This window comes from Clostridium sp. (assembly GCF_016650035.1).
Classification (GTDB): Bacteria; Bacillota; Clostridia; order Clostridiales; family Clostridiaceae; genus Clostridium_AD.
In genome coordinates this window covers 1-17,788 of record NZ_JAENWM010000084.1, presented here as the reverse complement: position 1 = coordinate 17,788, position 17,788 = coordinate 1, and the positions used below count along the sequence as shown (strand labels likewise).

16 protein-coding genes and 3 pseudogenes are annotated in these 17,788 nt (G+C 33.5%); 11 read left to right on the top strand and 8 right to left on the bottom strand.

Features of this window, described 5'->3' with window-relative positions; genetic code table 11:
• Window positions 1-218: 218 nt before the first annotated feature.
• The 3 genes and pseudogenes from JJD95_RS16285 to JJD95_RS16275 all read right to left on the bottom strand — a co-directional run bounded on the left by JJD95_RS16285 (window position 219) and on the right by JJD95_RS16275 (window position 1,071).
• On the bottom strand, window positions 219-632 hold the full coding sequence (locus JJD95_RS16285; RefSeq protein ID WP_291644071.1) for an ATP-binding protein: 414 nt from the start codon (window positions 630-632) through the stop codon (window positions 219-221).
• A 6-nt stretch (window positions 633-638) separates the two neighbouring features.
• Window positions 639-809, bottom strand: a pseudogene (locus JJD95_RS16280) (histidine kinase dimerization/phospho-acceptor domain-containing protein); the annotation flags it as partial.
• A 16-nt stretch (window positions 810-825) separates the two neighbouring features.
• Window positions 826-1,071 (bottom strand): HAMP domain-containing protein, encoded by a 246-nt coding sequence (locus tag JJD95_RS16275; protein ID WP_291644070.1) that lies wholly within the window; start codon window positions 1,069-1,071, stop codon window positions 826-828.
• Here JJD95_RS16275 and JJD95_RS16270 point away from each other — a divergent pair.
• Both JJD95_RS16270 and JJD95_RS16265 read left to right on the top strand, forming a co-directional pair.
• Complete coding sequence (locus JJD95_RS16270) at window positions 1,070-1,267, top strand: hypothetical protein (protein WP_291644069.1); 198 nt, start codon at window positions 1,070-1,072, stop codon at window positions 1,265-1,267. The two genes, JJD95_RS16275 and JJD95_RS16270, sit on opposite strands and share 2 nt — an antisense overlap.
• 83 nt (window positions 1,268-1,350) lie before the next feature.
• Window positions 1,351-1,560: a hypothetical protein gene (locus JJD95_RS16265; protein WP_291644068.1), complete on the top strand. Its 210-nt coding sequence runs from the start codon at window positions 1,351-1,353 to the stop codon at window positions 1,558-1,560.
• Here the strand turns inward: JJD95_RS16265 and JJD95_RS20145 are convergent.
• A complete protein-coding gene (locus JJD95_RS20145) occupies window positions 1,477-1,812 on the bottom strand; it encodes a helix-turn-helix domain-containing protein (protein WP_367114837.1) in 336 nt (111 codons plus the stop codon). The two genes, JJD95_RS16265 and JJD95_RS20145, sit on opposite strands and share 84 nt — an antisense overlap.
• A gap of 34 nt (window positions 1,813-1,846) precedes the next feature.
• Complete coding sequence (locus JJD95_RS16260) at window positions 1,847-2,041, bottom strand: hypothetical protein (RefSeq protein WP_291644067.1); 195 nt, start codon at window positions 2,039-2,041, stop codon at window positions 1,847-1,849.
• Between the two features lie 48 nt (window positions 2,042-2,089).
• Between JJD95_RS16260 and JJD95_RS16255 the strand changes: the two are divergent.
• The 4 genes and pseudogenes from JJD95_RS16255 to JJD95_RS16240 all read left to right on the top strand — a co-directional run.
• Window positions 2,090-2,764: pseudogene (locus tag JJD95_RS16255) on the top strand (polyphosphate polymerase domain-containing protein); the annotation flags it as partial.
• Between the two features lie 11 nt (window positions 2,765-2,775).
• Window positions 2,776-3,445, top strand: a pseudogene (locus tag JJD95_RS16250) (DUF4956 domain-containing protein).
• Window positions 3,446-3,562: 117 nt separating this feature from the next.
• Window positions 3,563-4,447, top strand: a complete 885-nt coding sequence (locus JJD95_RS16245; protein WP_291644066.1) for a CotH kinase family protein — start codon at window positions 3,563-3,565, stop codon at window positions 4,445-4,447.
• A gap of 310 nt (window positions 4,448-4,757) precedes the next feature.
• A complete protein-coding gene (locus JJD95_RS16240) occupies window positions 4,758-5,612 on the top strand; it encodes an EF-hand domain-containing protein (protein WP_291644065.1) in 855 nt (284 codons plus the stop codon).
• Window positions 5,613-5,782: 170 nt separating this feature from the next.
• On the opposite strand, the gene JJD95_RS16235 is transcribed toward JJD95_RS16240, so the two are convergent.
• Both JJD95_RS16235 and JJD95_RS16230 read right to left on the bottom strand, forming a co-directional pair.
• A complete protein-coding gene (locus tag JJD95_RS16235; protein WP_291644064.1) occupies window positions 5,783-5,983 on the bottom strand; it encodes a hypothetical protein in 201 nt (66 codons plus the stop codon).
• Between the two features lie 217 nt (window positions 5,984-6,200).
• A complete protein-coding gene (locus JJD95_RS16230) occupies window positions 6,201-6,527 on the bottom strand; it encodes a transposase (RefSeq protein ID WP_291644063.1) in 327 nt (108 codons plus the stop codon).
• A gap of 449 nt (window positions 6,528-6,976) precedes the next feature.
• Between JJD95_RS16230 and JJD95_RS16225 the strand changes: the two genes are divergently transcribed.
• From JJD95_RS16225 to JJD95_RS16205, 5 genes are all read left to right on the top strand, one after another.
• Complete coding sequence (locus JJD95_RS16225) at window positions 6,977-7,411, top strand: hypothetical protein (RefSeq protein WP_291644062.1); 435 nt, start codon at window positions 6,977-6,979, stop codon at window positions 7,409-7,411.
• Window positions 7,412-7,690, top strand: coding sequence for a DUF1016 N-terminal domain-containing protein (locus tag JJD95_RS16220; RefSeq protein ID WP_291644061.1), 279 nt, complete (start codon window positions 7,412-7,414; stop codon window positions 7,688-7,690).
• Window positions 7,691-7,866: 176 nt separating this feature from the next.
• On the top strand, window positions 7,867-8,061 hold the full coding sequence (gene rhuM / locus JJD95_RS16215; RefSeq protein WP_291644060.1) for a RhuM family protein: 195 nt from the start codon (window positions 7,867-7,869) through the stop codon (window positions 8,059-8,061).
• Window positions 8,062-8,809: 748 nt separating this feature from the next.
• Window positions 8,810-11,284: a LuxR C-terminal-related transcriptional regulator gene (locus JJD95_RS16210; RefSeq protein WP_291644059.1), complete on the top strand. Its 2,475-nt coding sequence runs from the start codon at window positions 8,810-8,812 to the stop codon at window positions 11,282-11,284.
• Between the two features lie 250 nt (window positions 11,285-11,534).
• Window positions 11,535-16,991, top strand: coding sequence for a hypothetical protein (locus JJD95_RS16205; protein ID WP_291644058.1), 5,457 nt, complete (start codon window positions 11,535-11,537; stop codon window positions 16,989-16,991).
• A 424-nt stretch (window positions 16,992-17,415) separates the two neighbouring features.
• Here JJD95_RS16205 and JJD95_RS16200 read toward each other — a convergent pair.
• The coding region (locus tag JJD95_RS16200; protein ID WP_291644057.1) for a DUF3841 domain-containing protein at window positions 17,416-17,788 on the bottom strand (373 nt) is incomplete at its 5' end.

Sequence of the window (17,788 nt, the reverse complement as noted above, 5' to 3'; positions counted from 1 at the left end):
TGGTATAATTCTTTTGTGTAATTCTTTTATTTATCATATTATAATTATACATCAAAAGTGGATTCCTCGGAATCCACTTTTGTATTTGGAAAATAAAAAAAGCTGTCTCAAAATAGAAATTAATTTCTATTTTGAGACAGCCCCTTTCTTATGCCTTGCAATAACAAGGTTTAACTCTTGGTCTTTCATCGATGGTTATCTTTATTACTTGATTTTACTCATTTTATATCAATTTCAAACCAAAAATATACTCCATTATCTATATTTTTTACGCCAAAAGAATTCTCATGAGCTTCTTGAATGGATTTTACTATGGATAATCCTAAGCCATGGCCACCTTTTTCTCTGGTTCTTGCTTTATCTAACTTATAAAAGGGATCCCAAATCTGTTCTAAATCATTTGTATCAATTGCGTTACAACTATTAAAAACTTCAATTCGAATATGTTCTTTTAACTTAAATAAACTAATCTTTAAGGTGAGATTTTCATCCACGTAAGTGGGAGCTACTGTGTTAACTTCAAAATCTATATTTTCATCTTGAAAAATTTTTACGTATATATTAAGTATTTGAGTAATAAATGCATTTATTTCAAAAGAGGACTTATGTAACGTTTTGTCCCCGAACTCCATTTGGTCAATATTTAAAAGGCTCTCCACTAACTTATTCATTTTTATAGATTCGTCAATAATAACATCACAATAAAAATTTGACTTTCCCTTATTTTTTACAATATTAAGCTTGAGTTCTTCAGCATAAACTTGCATTATTGACAGTGGAGTTTTTAATTCATGGGACACGTTGTTAAGTAAAGTACGTCTTTTCTCAACTAATAAATTTTTTTTCTTGGATTTCTTTTTCTAACTGGGTGTTTTTAACGTTTAAAGTTTTTATAGCTTTCGATAACTCTTGGGACATTTCATTTATGCTATGGGATAAGTTGCCTATTTCATCATTTGAAATAACTGCACAAGAAGTATTAAAATCTAGATGTTTCAAACTTTTAGTTACATCATTCATTGCTGATATAGGCTTTGTAAAATAATTTGAAACAACGTAAGCAACTATCATGGAAATAACAAATACAATTAATCCTATTATCAATAAGAAATCATTGGATACTTTGATATTGGTTTTTATTGCTGAAATAGGAAGTTTTAATTCTATTATATTCCCATTATCTAAGCTTCCGAGTAGTAGAAGATTTGTATTAGTTATAAAAGGGTCGCTGGCCCAAATAAAACTAATTTTAGCGATATTACTGTGACAAAGTTAGCGTATATTTAGGATAACAGGAAGGAGGAGGGCAAAAGGTGGAACGAAAGTTCTTCAAACGTAGATATTTTAGTTATGAGTGATTCAGGTGAAAATCTTTATTCCACCAATGTTTTTTTAGCTGACAGAAAATTACTGGATGAATTGATGGATATTATGAATATTATGAATATTAATAGACTAGATTTTACTCCTCCTATTTCAGACCATAAAATTCTTCCCCCTACCCCCACAATAGAAATAACAAAATCCGAAAAAGTTAATGATAGAAAGAAACTGTTTTAAATTATCATCATAATTACTTGAACTAATTGAATTAATAGTGGTGTAATAATTTTTCTGTGTATAAGTATAATAGGATTCCAGCAATAAGGTATTAGCTAATATCAAAAGTATTACTAAAAAAACAATGAGTGAGCCTATTTGGAGAAAAAGTTTCTTTTTTATAGAAATCATCACCTCAAATTTATATCCATAACCTCTAACAGTTTTTATATAATTTCCATATTCTTTTAACTTCATCCTAAGTCTATTAATATGAGTGTATACTGTTCTATCAGTGCCATCGTAGTCATATCCCTAAACCTTGGTTATTAATTTCTCTTGAAAGTACATTATCTTCATTATCTATCATATAAAGTAATAATTTATACTCTGTAGTACTTAAATCAATTATATCTCTATGAATTTTAACTATATGTTTATCAGTATCAATTCTCAGGGGACCGCTTATCGGTATACTGATGTCACCATAAGTTCTATCCATTAAAGGATTAACTCTAGCAACTAAAATAGAAGGACTAAAAGGCATGAACTTAAGTATACAATTAGTGATTTAAATTGTTTAATATTAAAAAACAGATTGAGCAAGGTGCTCAAGAAAGATAAAAATTGTCCTGATGAAGGATATAGCATTGCCAGCGTATATTTTGATGATTACAATAATAAAGCTTATAAAGAAAAAATAAATGGTGATAGTATAAGGCATAAATATAGGATACGTTTCTATAATGATGATACCAGTTTTTTAAAGCTTGAAAGAAAATCAAAAATACATCAGATGACTATGAAATCATCAGTTAGTTTAACGGAGTCTGAAGTTAAGGAAATTTATGATGGTAACTTTGAGTTTTTAAAAGAGAAAAAAGAGAAAAAAGAGAATTTATACAAGGATTTCTATTTTGAGTTATCCCATGGTTTGATAAAACCCAAAGTAATTGTTAAATATAACAGAATAGCATTTATTCATCCAGTAGGGGATTTGAGAATTACCTTTGATACAAAAGTAAAAACATCTATCAATCAAGTTAATATATTTGATGACAATATCAACTATAGACCAGTCTTAGGTATAAATGAAAATATACTGGAGATTAAATTTAATGGAGTTATGCCGGATTATATAAAAGGTCTTATTGAATCTGGACATGTAATTGCATCATCGTCATCAAAATACGTTTATTCAAGAAAATATAATTATAAATTTTAGGAGGAATACATATGTCATTTCAAGATATTTTTAAAGAAAGTTTTTTAGAGGGTTCAACTAATTTATCAGCATTAAACATCGCAATCACATTATTATTGGCATTTATAATTGGATTATTTATTTTTCGAATATATAAGAAAACTTATCAGAGTGTAGTTTTCTACGAAAAGTTTTAATATGTCATTAGTAATGATGACTATGATCACGGCGCTAGTAATAATGGCAGTTACTTCAAATGTTGTTTTGTCATTAGGTATGGTAGGGGCTTTAAGTATTGTTCGTTTTAGAGCAACTATTAAAGACCCTATGGACATAGTATTTATGTTTTGGGCTATAGCATCTGGTATTGTAACCGGAGCAGGTTTCTTTCTTCTTGCAATAATGGGTGCTCTTGTAATAGGAATAGTTCTTTATATATTTAATTTAAACTTAAAAAATGAAACCCCATATATTTTATTGGTTAATTTCTCAAGTGAATCTGATGAAACTCAAGTTATAAATAATATTAAATCAAAAGTAGCTAAATATTTTGTAAAATCAAAAACAGTTGACAGTTCGCAAATAGAACTTACAATTGAACTAAGATTAAAAGGTGAAGAAATAAGTTTTGTAAATGAACTCAGAAAAATAGAGTCAGTTACTTACGCAATGTTGGTTAGTAGTAGTGAATATTCTTGTTAGATAGAAGGTAAGTGGTTTTATGAAATGGATTAAAAGTTTAGTAGCAATCATTGTATTAATTGTTCTATTAATAACTGCGAGTATCCTTCCAATATGATACATTTTCAGTTGATAATTATGATGATGATTCCGGAAAATAAGGACAAATATGATAATGAAGGTTTGGTAAAACTGATAAAAGCAATAGACGATGGTAGCGACTTAGATTCTATTTTTAATGTAGATTCGTTCCTAAAGTATTTAGCGGTTAGTACAATAACATTACATTCAGACAGTTATCAAGGCGCTATGTACCATCATTATTATCTTTATAATAATGATGGAGTCTTTGAATGGATTGCATGGGATTTAAATATGATTTTTAATGGATTCGATGCATCGGGATTAACTGATTTGGAAGCAACCAAGTATCTAATTGATGATCCAGTTACTGGGGCAATGTCAAAATATCCATTAATAGAAGCTATTTTTAAAAACGAAGAATATGTAGAGCAATATCATGAATATCTTAAAACAGATACTACTGCGTTCTATTCATACGAGGAATTTGAAAATGCTTTATTTATCGATGAAGATAAGAGCTTAAGCTTAGTAAGCTTTGAAGGGAAAAGAGTGGCTAATGTAGCTCAGCAACTTTCAGGGGATATTGCAAGCACTAATGATGGTGAGGGTAATTCAGGATATGCAGCTGCGGGTGGAATGGGACAAAAACCAGAAGGCGTTGAAGAAGATGCAAATGGTGATGCCAAGGCAGTGCCAGAGGCAATGGATGGAGAAATGCCAGAAAGACCAGCAAGACCTGAAAATGTAGATGGTGGAGGAATGCAAGATGAGGCAGTAAATAAAGAGGTTACAGTTGAATCAAGCACTAATACTACTAGGAGTACAACAGATATTACCATAATCGTATCAATGGTAGTTCTAACTATTGGTGTAACTGTGTATTTATCAAAAAACGTAGCTAGAAATAGGAGCGGCATTATAATTTTAGCTATGGGATGAGAGTGCTAAAATCGGATAATCTATAAAACATCGTAATATTCATAATGAATTTGCGGTGTTTTTATATCGTTTCAAAACGAAACTATGCATTGCACAATTCTTTTATTTGAGTGAATAAATTTCCAGTTGTAATAAAATTTTATCATTTCTGGGACAATTCTGTGACATTCATTATTTATAATATACAATATAGTAAATAAATATGGCGAATGTTAGGGAATTTTGAAAAAGAGAATATGGGAGTTCTAATTATAAATATGAAAAAGATAAGAATTTTAAGCTTTAAAATTTTGGAATGGGGGATTATATTATGATGATTAACAATTATAGCAGTTATAAACCTTTTGCAAATATTAGTACGAACACTGCAAAAGATACTGATTCTCAAAATGTGAAAGCCAGTGGGAGAAAAGGCGGTCCGAGTGGTAATGAAGGACCCGCTGTTGACACAGATAATGATGGTTCATGGAGCATAAGCGAAGTGGAACAGTACGTATCTACTTCTAATAAAACTTCAGACACTTCATTGGATGCTAAATCAATTATGAGTAAATATGATAGTGATGGAGACGGTAAGATCGGTAGTAATGAAAGAGAAACTTTAATAACCGATAATGCGTTTCAATTGCCAAGACCTCAGGAACTTAAGCAAATGATGAGTTCAACAAATAACAGTGATGCAACTGTAGCAACTACTAATACAAATACAGTGAAAAGTAATGATTTACAACAGATGAAAGCCGGAGGAGGCCCAGGAGGTCCAGGAGGTCCAGGAGGCCCAGGAGGCCCAGGAGGCCCAGGAGGCCCGGAACTTGACACAGATGATGATGATTATTGGAGTACTAGCGAAATTGAAGATTACGTATCTGCTTCCAATGAAAGTTTAGGTACTTCATTAGATTCTGCTTCAATTATGAGTAAATATGATACTGATGGAGACGGGGAGATCAGTGTCACTGAAAGAGAGGCTATGAAAATAGATAATGCTTTTGAATTACCAAGGCCTCAGGAACTTAAAGAAATGATGAATTCAATAAGTAGTAGTGACGCTACTAATACGGAAACTGCAAGTTCCAATTTATATAAAAACTATTTCAATGCATATACAGCAAGTATTAATTATAGTATGAATAACCAAGAGGCAATTTTTCAAAGTACTATCTAAAATAAGAACTCCTATATTTAAACTAGCCATCCATTATTTTAATGGGTGGCTAGTTAGTCTAAATAAACTTCTTAAATTCGCTAATTTTCTTCCATTTATATATTAGTACGAGACTTGTAATTTGGGCTAAAGATAAAATCATTGGCTTTAATAGGAAAGATAACATTGAACTATCTGGTACCATCAAAAACATTAATAACAAATAGAAAGAAGAAACTGTTTCCAGTTTCTTCTATGGGGGCAGGTCCAAAGCAAATAATTGTAATTAAATAAGTGTTTTGAAAAAAAATTCTATATTTATTATTCTTCTTATTAGGAGTAATCCCAATTTGCAGACTCACGTCAAGAATACTTACAGCAGAATTTTCCATGAAAATACGAGTGGTTTTTATAACAAAAATGCCTCCGGCTAAAATAGTTAGTAAGGTTGTTTTAAATCTAACTTATCTACGATAGCAGTTAGTGCACAGGCAAAGTGATAACATCTGCTTTTAATTTTATATCACTTTCTACAAAGTCCTGATATAATTTTCTTTTGTTGTTATCTTTAAAGCAGGAAAGTATTCTTTCAGAAGATATTAATTTATCTTATGTTTTACCAATGTACATGCCATAGCTGCTATATTCATATTCCTCTATTCTATTTACCATATTTACCATATTTGCTCTGACTGGATTTAAATGAATGTACCAAGTTGTTGTTAACATTTGTACAGTATCTTTAATAATCTCAGAATGATATCTATACTGGAATAAATGACCAATATAATTATACTTTTTATTAAGGTACTGAGCATATATTTGATTAATTCTTTTCATTATTTTTGAAATACTAATATCAAAAGTTTTTATTTCTAAATGCACATGATTTGTCATTAAACAATAGCAATACAATTCACACTTTTTTCTTACCATACTTTATTTCTCCTATCATTTATTTACCTTTTGTAATTATAGCCAAATGATTTTATTGTAAACAATTTTAATCACAAATAAGTTATCAAAGCATTAATATACTTATGTATCTTTAGGTGTATCTGACCCCATAGTAAAAATTGGAACGTAGCTACTAATTTTTACTTGCTACTAGTCTTTTTTACTAAGTAAAACAAATCAAAAATGTGCTAATTAATACATTGTATTAATAAAATGTATTAATTAATACACAAAAAGAAAAAGAAATTCTGTTAAGTCTTCAATATGAAGATTTTTGTTATGCAGTTGATAATGAAAAAGAAAAATTTTATTATGAAAAACTATATATCTTTAGCAAAGCATATGAACTAGATAACTGGGGAACCTTGGAGTTTATTTATATATTATGCTTCTTAGTCAAAAATGATAATTAATAGGAGATAATAAGTATGTTACAGTTTTGTGAGAAATGTAATGATACGGTGAAATACTCTATTAGAGAAGAAAGAAAAATAAAAATCATTAAAGGAAGAAAAATAGATTATATGGGAAAAGAAGCTTATTGTGATGAATGTGGTAGCGAATTATTTATTCATGGAATAAGAGACTATAATCTAGAGATGCTCGATAAAGCATTTAGAGAACAGACAAAATTAATTACAGTACCCATAATAGAAAATATACTTGATAAGTATGATATTGGTAAAAGACCATTATCATTATTAATGGGTTGGGGAGAAGGAACTTTAACTAGATATTTGAATGGTGACATGCCAACTAAGCAGTATTCAGATATTTTAATTAGACTATTCAATAATCCAAAATACATGAGTGGAATGCTTGAAGAAAATAAAGGGAAAATAACTGAACATGCAATGGAATAAATGCACACATCAATGGATTTGAATTTAGGGGTGTACATATTTAGGGTGGTGTGTGCACTTTTTAATGGAATTATGAAGTCTTTTTTGGAATGTTTCCTCAGACCAAGTCAAGATGAAGTAGAGAGTCAATACAAATATGGAAAAGGTTTGTTAAAGTTTTTGTCTGGAAAACTAACAAAGGAGTTTGGTAAAGGATTTACTGCTGCAAATTTAAAAAATATGCGACAATTTTATCTGACCTTTCCAAAAGGCTACGCACTGCGTAGCCAATTAAGTTAGATACATTATCGTATATTAATGCGTGTGGAGGATAATGCTGCAAGAGAATTCTGTTTAGATGAATGTTCAAACTAATGATGAGGCAACTGTAACCATAGATGTTTATTTTGTAGATGAAACATTTTGGTTATCACAAAAATCAATATCAAAGCCTTTTTAATGTAAATAGAAATATTATGTTCTATAATTTAGATGCAACTATTTCAGTAGGATATAGAGTAAATTCAAAACAAGCAACACAATTTAGGAAATGGGCAACAAATACACTTACAGAGTATGTATATAAGGGCTTTGTTTTAAATGACAAAATGCTTAAAAATGACAAACCTTTTGGAAAAAATTATTTTGATGAGCTATTGGGAAAAATATAAGTTTTTAGCCTTTTCAGATCAAGAAATACTAGAAAACACAGGTAAGATATCTCATGAAATGTCTGTAGTAAAATATCACTTATATAATTTACCTCTCTAAATGGACAGTGATATAGTTAGGCACGGTTCTCCTTCACCAGCAAAACCCTCAGCTAATTTGTTTTATAATAGAATAATGGTATTAAATGATAACAAGTGAGGTGCAACTAATGCATAAAAATAAAGAATATAAAGCAACTATATATGACTTTAGTATTTTATGTTAAAAATAGGAATGAGCTATTCTTACAAATTTTAAGTAATGAGCCCTTTCTGAGGTTACGTTAGCTGGTATGCCATAAGTCAGCATCAGAGAATTTAATCTCTAATGGCTTAACTAATAAGGAAATAGCAATTACTTATGAAGGAATGGAGGAATTGTTATGGTTAACCTTGAAAACATGAACGCTAACTTTATTGAGCAAGAATTAGATCATAAAAATTATTTGAAATAGGCATTAAAGGTCCTTTGTTTTCAATGCTAAGAGCTATTGTAATGGAGATGAATATACCAAAGATTAAACAAACTTTAAAAACTATCGATTTACTGAGAAATATAGCGAATTTTTGAAATTTGTAATATAATATATATTATAAAAGCGATTTTTAAATATAATATTATTTAGTTATTATATAATTAGGGAAATGCAAGTATGGAATAATGTTGCTAAAAATAGGATAAATTCAATAAAGGTTGTGACATAGTTAAATGAGACAGTATATTTTAAAACGAGAGCATATCAGAACCGAGTTCAAAAATATATTTGAATATCCATTGACCTTAGCAGTGGCCGCTATGGGATATGGCAAAACCACATCTGCAAGAGATTTTCTAAGTGATGGCATTACGAAATACATATGGCTAACGGTTGATAGTGATGAATCATCGCCACAATTTATCTGGGATTCTTTTACGGGTCAATTGACTAAGACGAACCCAGAGACCGGCAAACAACTTCGTGCGTTAGGGTTTCCTACTGATGTGCCACAAAGAGATAAAGTCCTTAAAATTATTGAACACCTCACTTATATGACCAACACCGTATTAGTTATTGATGATTATCATTATGCTCATTCGCAGGAACTTGACAAGCTAATTGAACGAATCGTTCGGGCCAACATAAAGGGATTCCACATTTTAATGCTTTCACGAACGATACCTGAAATGAAGATTGATGAACTGGGGCTGAAAGGATATTGTTATCTCATAAAAAGCAATTTATTTGAAGTTAACAAGTCTGAAATCAAAGAATTTTTTAAGTTGTATCACCATTCAATATCCGATAATATCGCAAAACAAATTTATGATTTATCAGAGGGCTGGGTATCGGCCATATATTTAATTATGCAAAGCTATGATGAAATAGGCAAGCTGGAAACGGGAAGAAGCATTGAGAAATTAATTGAAACAGCAGTTATGAAACGGTATTCAAAAAGAGAAGTGTTATTACTCAAATCTTTATGTATCCTTGATAGTTTCACTCCTCAGCAAGCGGGTTTTGTGACAGGTGACCCAGATGCCGAAAAAATCATTAGAAAAATAAGTTATGAAAACTCTTTTATTCGTTATGACAAAAGAGAAGATATGTACCGTATTCATAATATTTTTAATAGTTATTTAAAGAATTCACTAAAAGTACAAGAGTCAGAAATCAACTTAACAATCTTGTACAAACGAGCAGGCGACTGGTGTAGCAATAACGGAGATATTATCACAGGATTAAAATATTATATGAAAGCAAAAGAATACGATTTTATTCTAAGTGAATTTGAAAAAGGCAGCATTAACCAAGTAATAGATAGTAATCCAAAATATATTTTAGAATTATTTGAACAGATACCAGATGAAGTAAAGTACTCTCACGCGATTGGTTATCTTGCCTTTACAGGTTTTTATGTTACGAATGTAAATATAGAGATTGGTTCACATCTATTATCCGAAATAGAGCGCTATTACCAAATGGATTGCAAATCATCACCTGCTATAATAAACCGTATTTGTGGTGAGATAGAACTAATTAAATCTTATATCAGTTTTAATGATGCGACATTGATGAGGGAGAAATTAATCAAAGCGCATAAGATGTTAGACGGGCACTCCTTGATCGCTAATAAAGATAAAATCATTACATTTGGGTCTCCGCATGCTTTGTATCTTTATTATCGCAAGGAAGCAAACTTGCTACAAACAATAGCGTGTGTTCAAGATATGTTTCACTATTACACAGATTTAGCTGGGGGTTGTGGCAAAGGGTTTGACGATTTATTGCAGGCGGAATATTTCCTAGAAATGGGCGATTTGGATAACGCTGAACTAAATGCATACAAGGCAATCTACAAAGCTAAGACGATGAATCAAGTCGCAGTTATATTATGTTCAAAATTTGCTCTTGCAAGAATAGCTTCAGCTCAAGGGAAATTCACAGAAGCTTTGGAAATAATGAATGAACTCAGTACTGAAGTAGAGCAATTTAGCAGTCCTATTCTCAATAGTGCCTTTGACGTGTGTGCCGGCTACATAGGTGGAATATCTGAGAATGAAAATGGTTTTCCTGAGTGGTTGGGCAATGGAGATATTGAACAAAGCGAAACACTATATCAAGGTATGGGATTTAATTACATTGTTTACGGAAAATATATTTTACTTAAAAAAGAGTATATCAGGTTAGAAGTGGCTTGTGAACAAATGCAACAGGTGTTTTCTATGTTTAATAATATATTGGGGTATCTTCACTCTCATATTTTGTCAGCAATAGCAGCGTATAAAATTCATGGTATGAACGAGGCTAAAAAGGCACTATTACTTGCCATAAAAATAGGACACGAAGATAATATTATATTACCATTTGCGGAATATGGCATACATATACTGAAAATCCTTAAAGAACTGCAAAAGGATAACGAGAAGGATGCATACCTGAACTTACTTGTGGATTATACCGCTAAATATGCGGATAACCTTAACATATCGAAAGAAAACGAATGTAGGATTCCTGTGCTTACAAAACGAGAAAAGGAAATACTAAGGCTCATTATAGAGGGCAAAATTAATCGTGAAATCGCATCCGAACTTTTCATTGCAGAGGTAACCGTCAGAAAAAATATTACTGCTATATACCGAAAATTAAATGTTACAGGTCGTTCTTTTGCAGTGAAAAAATGTTTGGAAATGAAAATCATGTAATAAAATAGCAAAATGTATCGCATGCGATACTATATTATCTAAGAAAACTCTACTATAATTATGGTAGAGTTTTTTGTTGTGCGCCCAGCATGGGCGTAAACTAAAGGGTAAAAGTCCATAGCACGGGTTAATAGTGCCAAGTGCATAGATTAAGACAAGGGTGTGTAACATTAATCGAAAATTTATGATTATAAGATAAAACAATGTAATATGCAGCCATGGATGGGAATAAAAAGGGGGATGTTTAATAATGATAATGAAAAAAGCACTAACGTTTTTAATTTGTATCTGTATGGTAGCAATGATGCTCCCACCACTTTCAGTTTCTGCAATTAGTGAGACTACGCATCTTACGTCCATTACGATTGATGGCATAAGCTCAGAAACAAAAATCAGTGATATATATGTAGACGGAGCAGAGGATATCGATTTTACGGATTTATATACCGATGCAACTGGTAAGTTTACGTTATTACTTCCTAATACAGTCACTTCAATAAGTGCTGTTATTGCTGGCAAATATCCTTATTATTCTGAAATCACGGCTGGGACTGCAACAACTTTGACAAACGGTTCAGACACCTACAAATCTTTGAATTTATCAAATGGTGCCGTAGAAATCCATCCTGATCTGTATCTTCAAGATGATATTGCACACACGTATCGCGGCACTTATTATATTACGGGCTCAATTAAGGGTAGTAGGTCTTTAGTTATAGTAAATGATTCCAATACTAATATAACATATAATATCATATTAGATGATGCTACTAATACAGGTGGACAATGGGATTCAGCAACAAATATTATAAATAGTGGCGACAAGACCAACCCCAATAATACTATTGTGAACATGACAATTGACGGAAGTGTTACCACAAAAGGGTATAATCACAGTGGTATAGAATCTTCCGGAAATAGTACCGTAAACTTCAATATGATTTCATGTGCTTCTATTTTTACTAGTACGGATTCATATCGCTCAAGATCTAAATCTGTTCAATCGACAGTTTCGATGAATATACTTAACGATGATTATGTTGCATCAGTGAATGGAATATCTGTCACTGATGAATATCCACTCACTAATGCATATGATTTTAAGCCTTTAGTTATATCCGGTCCTCATATATGGAATTCTGGTCAAGTAACCTCTCCAGCTACTTGTACGGAACAGGGGCTTAGGGAATATACCTGCACAATATGCAATGACACTAAAACAGAAACCGTTCCCCCACTTGGGCACTTATATGGTGAATGGCAATCTAGCATTACATCTCACGAACGTGTATGCGAACACGACTCGGCTCACACCGAAATCCAAGCGCATATATTTGGTAGTGATAATATTTGTACAATTTGTGGTTACGAAAAAGATACTGCAAAACCAGTTATAAGTATCAACGCAAACGGATATTCCGACAATACATGGGTGAATTCCGATGTAAACTTAAATATATCTAACGACACTTCGAATATTGGAAATACAACATTTGAATATAACCTAAATAACGGTACATGGTTGGGCTTTAACGGAACTTTGACCGTTTCGGGGCAGGGCTTAAATGCATATCAGTTCCGTGGGACAAGCGCAACTGGAGTTGTAGGCGACGCCTCAAATTTTCACGTAAAAATTGATAAAATAGCACCAACAATCGCAGTAACCGGAAACCCTACCAGTCCTGTTCAGTCAGCAAAACTTACTGCAGGAGTAACAACAGATGAATCGGGTGTAGCGAGTGTTACAGTGAACGGACAAGACATTACTGCAAGCTACAGGGATGGTTACACAGTCACATCAAACAGGGCGTACACCTTTATCGTTACAAACGCTGCTGGAGTGTCTAAAAGTCAAACGGTTACTGTAACCAATATAGATACCGCAAAACCTATTATAAGCATTAACTCAAATGGATATACAAATGGCAATTGGGTGAATACCGATGTAACTTTGGATATCTTAAACATCGCAGAAAATCTTTCCCAAACAACATTTGAATACAGTTTAAATGGTGGTACATGGACAGATTTCGACGGTACTATAACTGTATCAAATTGCGGCGTAAATTCATACCAGTTCCGTGCAACGAGCAAAAGCGGAGTCGTGAGTAATGTCGTGAATTTTACAGTTAAGGTAGATAAGACATCGCCCATCAATGCTACGATTACAACCGAAAGCAACAGCTTTCATTCTTTTGTTAATAACATAACCTTTGGTCTTTTCTTAAGGGAAACGGTTGATTTTACAATTACATCAGACGATTTACTTTCGGGTGTATCAAAAACAGAATATCAGATTGCTTTGAGCAATGAAACTTATGATGAAAATGGTATATGGATAGAGGGAAGCGAATTTTCAGCTAATCCAGATAAGAAGTTTGTTGTTTATGCCAGAGTGACTGACAATGCAGATAATACCGTATACATAAGTACGAATGGTATAATTACCGACAGCACAATCCCTGAGTTGTCAGTAGAGGCTCCAAGTAGCTGGCAGGCAAGTAATGTTACCGCAGCTATTAACGTGAGCGATGCTCTTGCAGGAATAAAAGAAGTAACCTACACAACAAATGAAACAATTCCACAACAAGGGACAACCTCTATTGTTGATAACAAAGGGGAAATCATCCTCTCGAATGAGGGAACATATACCTTGACCGTTACAGCAATTGATTATTCAGGTAATTCTATTGAAAAAACTGTTGACATTAAGCTTGATAAAACAGCGCCTACAATAGCAATAACTGGCAACTCGAGCAGTCCTGTTCAATCAGTAAAACTTACGGCAGGAGTGACAACAGGTATATCGGGAATGGCAAGTGTTAAAGTTAATGGACTAGAAATTACTTCAAGCTACATGGATGGTTACACAATCGTAGCAAACGGAGACTACATCTTTGTTGTTACAAATGGTGCTGGAGTGTCCGAAAGTCAAACGGTTATTGTATCCAATATAGATACCGCAAAACCTGCTATAAGCATTAACTCAAACGGGTGCACAAGCGATATATGGGTAAATGAAGATGTAACCTTAAATATCTTAAACACCGCAGAAAATTTTGGTCAAACAACCTTTGAATATAGTTTAAATAGTGCTACATGGACAGATTTCGACGGCACGATAACTGTATCAACAAATAGCGTAAAGGCATACCAGTTCCGTGCAACGAGCAAAAGCGGAGTCGTGAGTGATGTTGCAGGGTTTACAGTTAAGGTAGATAAGACGTCACCAATCAATGCTACGATTACAACCGGAACCAACAGTTTTCATTCTTTTGTTAATACCGTAAACTTTGGTATTTTCTTTAATGAAACGGTAAATTTTACAATTACATCAGACGATTTACTCTCGGGTGTAGCAAAAACAGAATACCAGATTGTTTTGAGCAATGAAACTTATGATGAAAATGGTATATGGATAGAGGGAAACGAATTTTCAGTTAATCCAGATAAGAAGTTTGTTGTTTATGCCAGAGTAACTGACAATGCAGGTAATACTGAATACATAAGTACCGATGGTATAATTACCGACAGCACAGTTCCTGAGTTGTCAGTCTCAGCTCCAAGTAACTGGCAAACAAGTAATGTTACCGCAGCTATTACTGTGAACGATACTCTTGCAGGAATAAAAGAAGTAACATATTCAACAAATGAAACAATTCCAAAGCAAGGTACGGTCTCCATTACGAATAATAAGGGATACATAACCCTTTCGCATGAGGGAACATATACCTTAACCGTTACAGCAGTCGATAACTCGGGAAATAGCCGTAGCATCACGGCCATTATTAAACTTGACAAAACAGCACCTAAAATAAAAATAACTGAAAATACGACCAGTCCTGTTAAGTCAGCAAAACTTTCGGCAGGAGTGACAACAGGTATATCGGGAATAGTAAGTATTACGGCGAACGGACAAGACATTACTTCAAGCTACATGGATGGGTACACAGTTTCAGCAAACGGAGACTATACATTTGTTGTTACAAACGGTGCAGGAGTGCCCGAAAGTCAAACGGTTACTGTAACCAATATAGACACCGCAAAACCAGTTATAAGCATTAACTCAAATGGATATACAAATGACACTTGGGTCAATGAAGATGTAACTTTAAATCTCGTAAACACTACACAAAATCTTGGGCAAGCAATATTTGAATACAGTCTAAATAGCGGTGTATGGACAGCTTTCGACGGTACTATAACTGTATCGCAAGACAGCGTAACAGATTATCAGTTCCGTGCAATAAGTAAAAGTGGAGTTGTGAGCGATACCACAGGCTTTACAGTTAAGCTAGACAAGACGTCACCGGTCGATACCGCAATCAGCTTCAATCAAAACCCTGTTAAAACAGTAGTAAACTTTAGCAGCTTCGGTTTATTTTTTACCGAAACGGTAGATGTTGAAATAAGTGCTACCGATACTGCAAGCGGTATTGATAGGTGTGAATATCAACTCATATCAGAGGGTACCACCTTCGATGAAAGCGGCACATGGGCGACTTTTGAATCCCTGTGTATTACTTCCGACTTTAAAGGTAGAGTCTATGCACGCACAGTTGATAACGTGGGTAATGTGTCCGGAACTGTGATAAAAGCGCTTGTTAAGGATGACACTGCTCCAATTATCAAAGCGAGCTATGAATATAGCGATGTTGTCACATATGATTCCAAAGCCTCAATTATCATAAACGTTACTGATAGCGGAGCCGGGGTGGAAAGCATTACTTATCAGATTAATAGTCAAGCCGCACAGACCATTCATTTGACAGATACAAACTATAATGAGTTAACGCAGGAGTATATATTCACTATAGCACACCTTCCAAATGGAACCTATGATGTGGTTGTTTCGGCTACTGATAATTCCGGTAATTCGGCCGACAGTATAAGCGTGGCTGTGAATAAAGCCTCTATCTCAACGGTAATGTTAACCCCTTTCGACGTTGGGATCAAGCAGGGCGACGAAAAGCTTTTTGTTGCTACTATAAAGGGCCAAAACAATCAAAGTCAGAAAGTTATATGGTCCCTCACAGGTAATACAAGCACTAATACCACCATTGATACAACAGGGAGATTAACAGTAGGTATAGATGAGACAGCAGCAACATTAACGGTTACAGCCACATCGGCAGTGAATAGCACAAAACATGCTAATACAACAGCTATGGTGATTCCTCTTAAAATAATAGCTGACGGTAATTCTGTTACCTTCAACCTCTCGGACACCATTCTACCTGACGGTATAACATCCATTGCTGTCGATGTGACTAACCTGACCTCAACTGGCACAAATGATCAAACCCATACAGTTATACGTCAGATGATAGGCGAAAACCCCTCACTTGGCAATCTTGACAACCTAGTGGTCTATGATATCAATATGCTTGACCAGGATGGCGTTTTCGTTACTGACTTTACCGGAAAAATTAAGGTTTCAATACCAATTCCAGAAGGTATGAGCGGTGATTTGCATGTTCTTTGGTATGCTGACAGTACCGGGGAAATTAAAGATATGAATGCAACAGAAGAAAATGGTTACATGGTATTCGAAACCACTCATTTTAGTATTTATGCAATTGCACAGTTGTCAGCCACAGAATCTGTAAGTATACCCAATACTGGTGATAAATTCCCGATTATTCCGCTGGCTATGCTAGTGATAACAGCACTAGGATTGACATTTATCCGAATAAAAAAACGATAATTATATCCTTCTACCAGTGTATAATGTTGTTCTATCAATGGACAGTGATATAGTTAGTATCGGTTCGCCTACACCAGTGAAACCCACAACTAATTAATTATTTGTGGGTTTTCTTTATGTCCTGATTTAGTTGGATTCGAGAGATGAAGAGTTAATCGCGTAAGACACAGAACATCCTTACCATCCGCAAGGTATATTAGACCGTCTGTAAATTTAATTAATCCCTGCAATAAGTCTGAGTTGAGATAATCACAGTATTCACTATTCGTAGCATCAAACTTGTCAATGTAAAATAGACTGATGCTTATGTAGTGGATTGGGATTTCATTACTGGGTGTTGCACATCGACAAACCCAAGTTGAAAACAAAGATTATTTTATGGAGAAGTGGGAGGCACAGAGGGAATTGTAGTCAATCCCACTGTTTATATATTATCTGATACTATCCATTCGCTTTTCAGCTCCCATAGAGAAGCTTGATTTGTCTTTGATAAATCTATATTGTCTTCAAATAAAGAATCCCAGCTTTTGATTATCTTATTCTTAAGCAATGGATATAAATTACCATTATCGCCCATAATTAGAGAAGATTCATTACTTATTCTAAATTTCTTCAGCTCCTCATTGTGCCTTTCTTCATCCTCATCATCAATAGGCAAATAAAAATAATTCACTACATAACCCCATTTGTTCACATCAGTATAGATAACATCTTTTCTATCTACTTCTATAACAAGAATAATAGTATCCTCTATAGGCTGTAGCATCATCTCTGCAGATGTGGAAAGCCAAATAGGA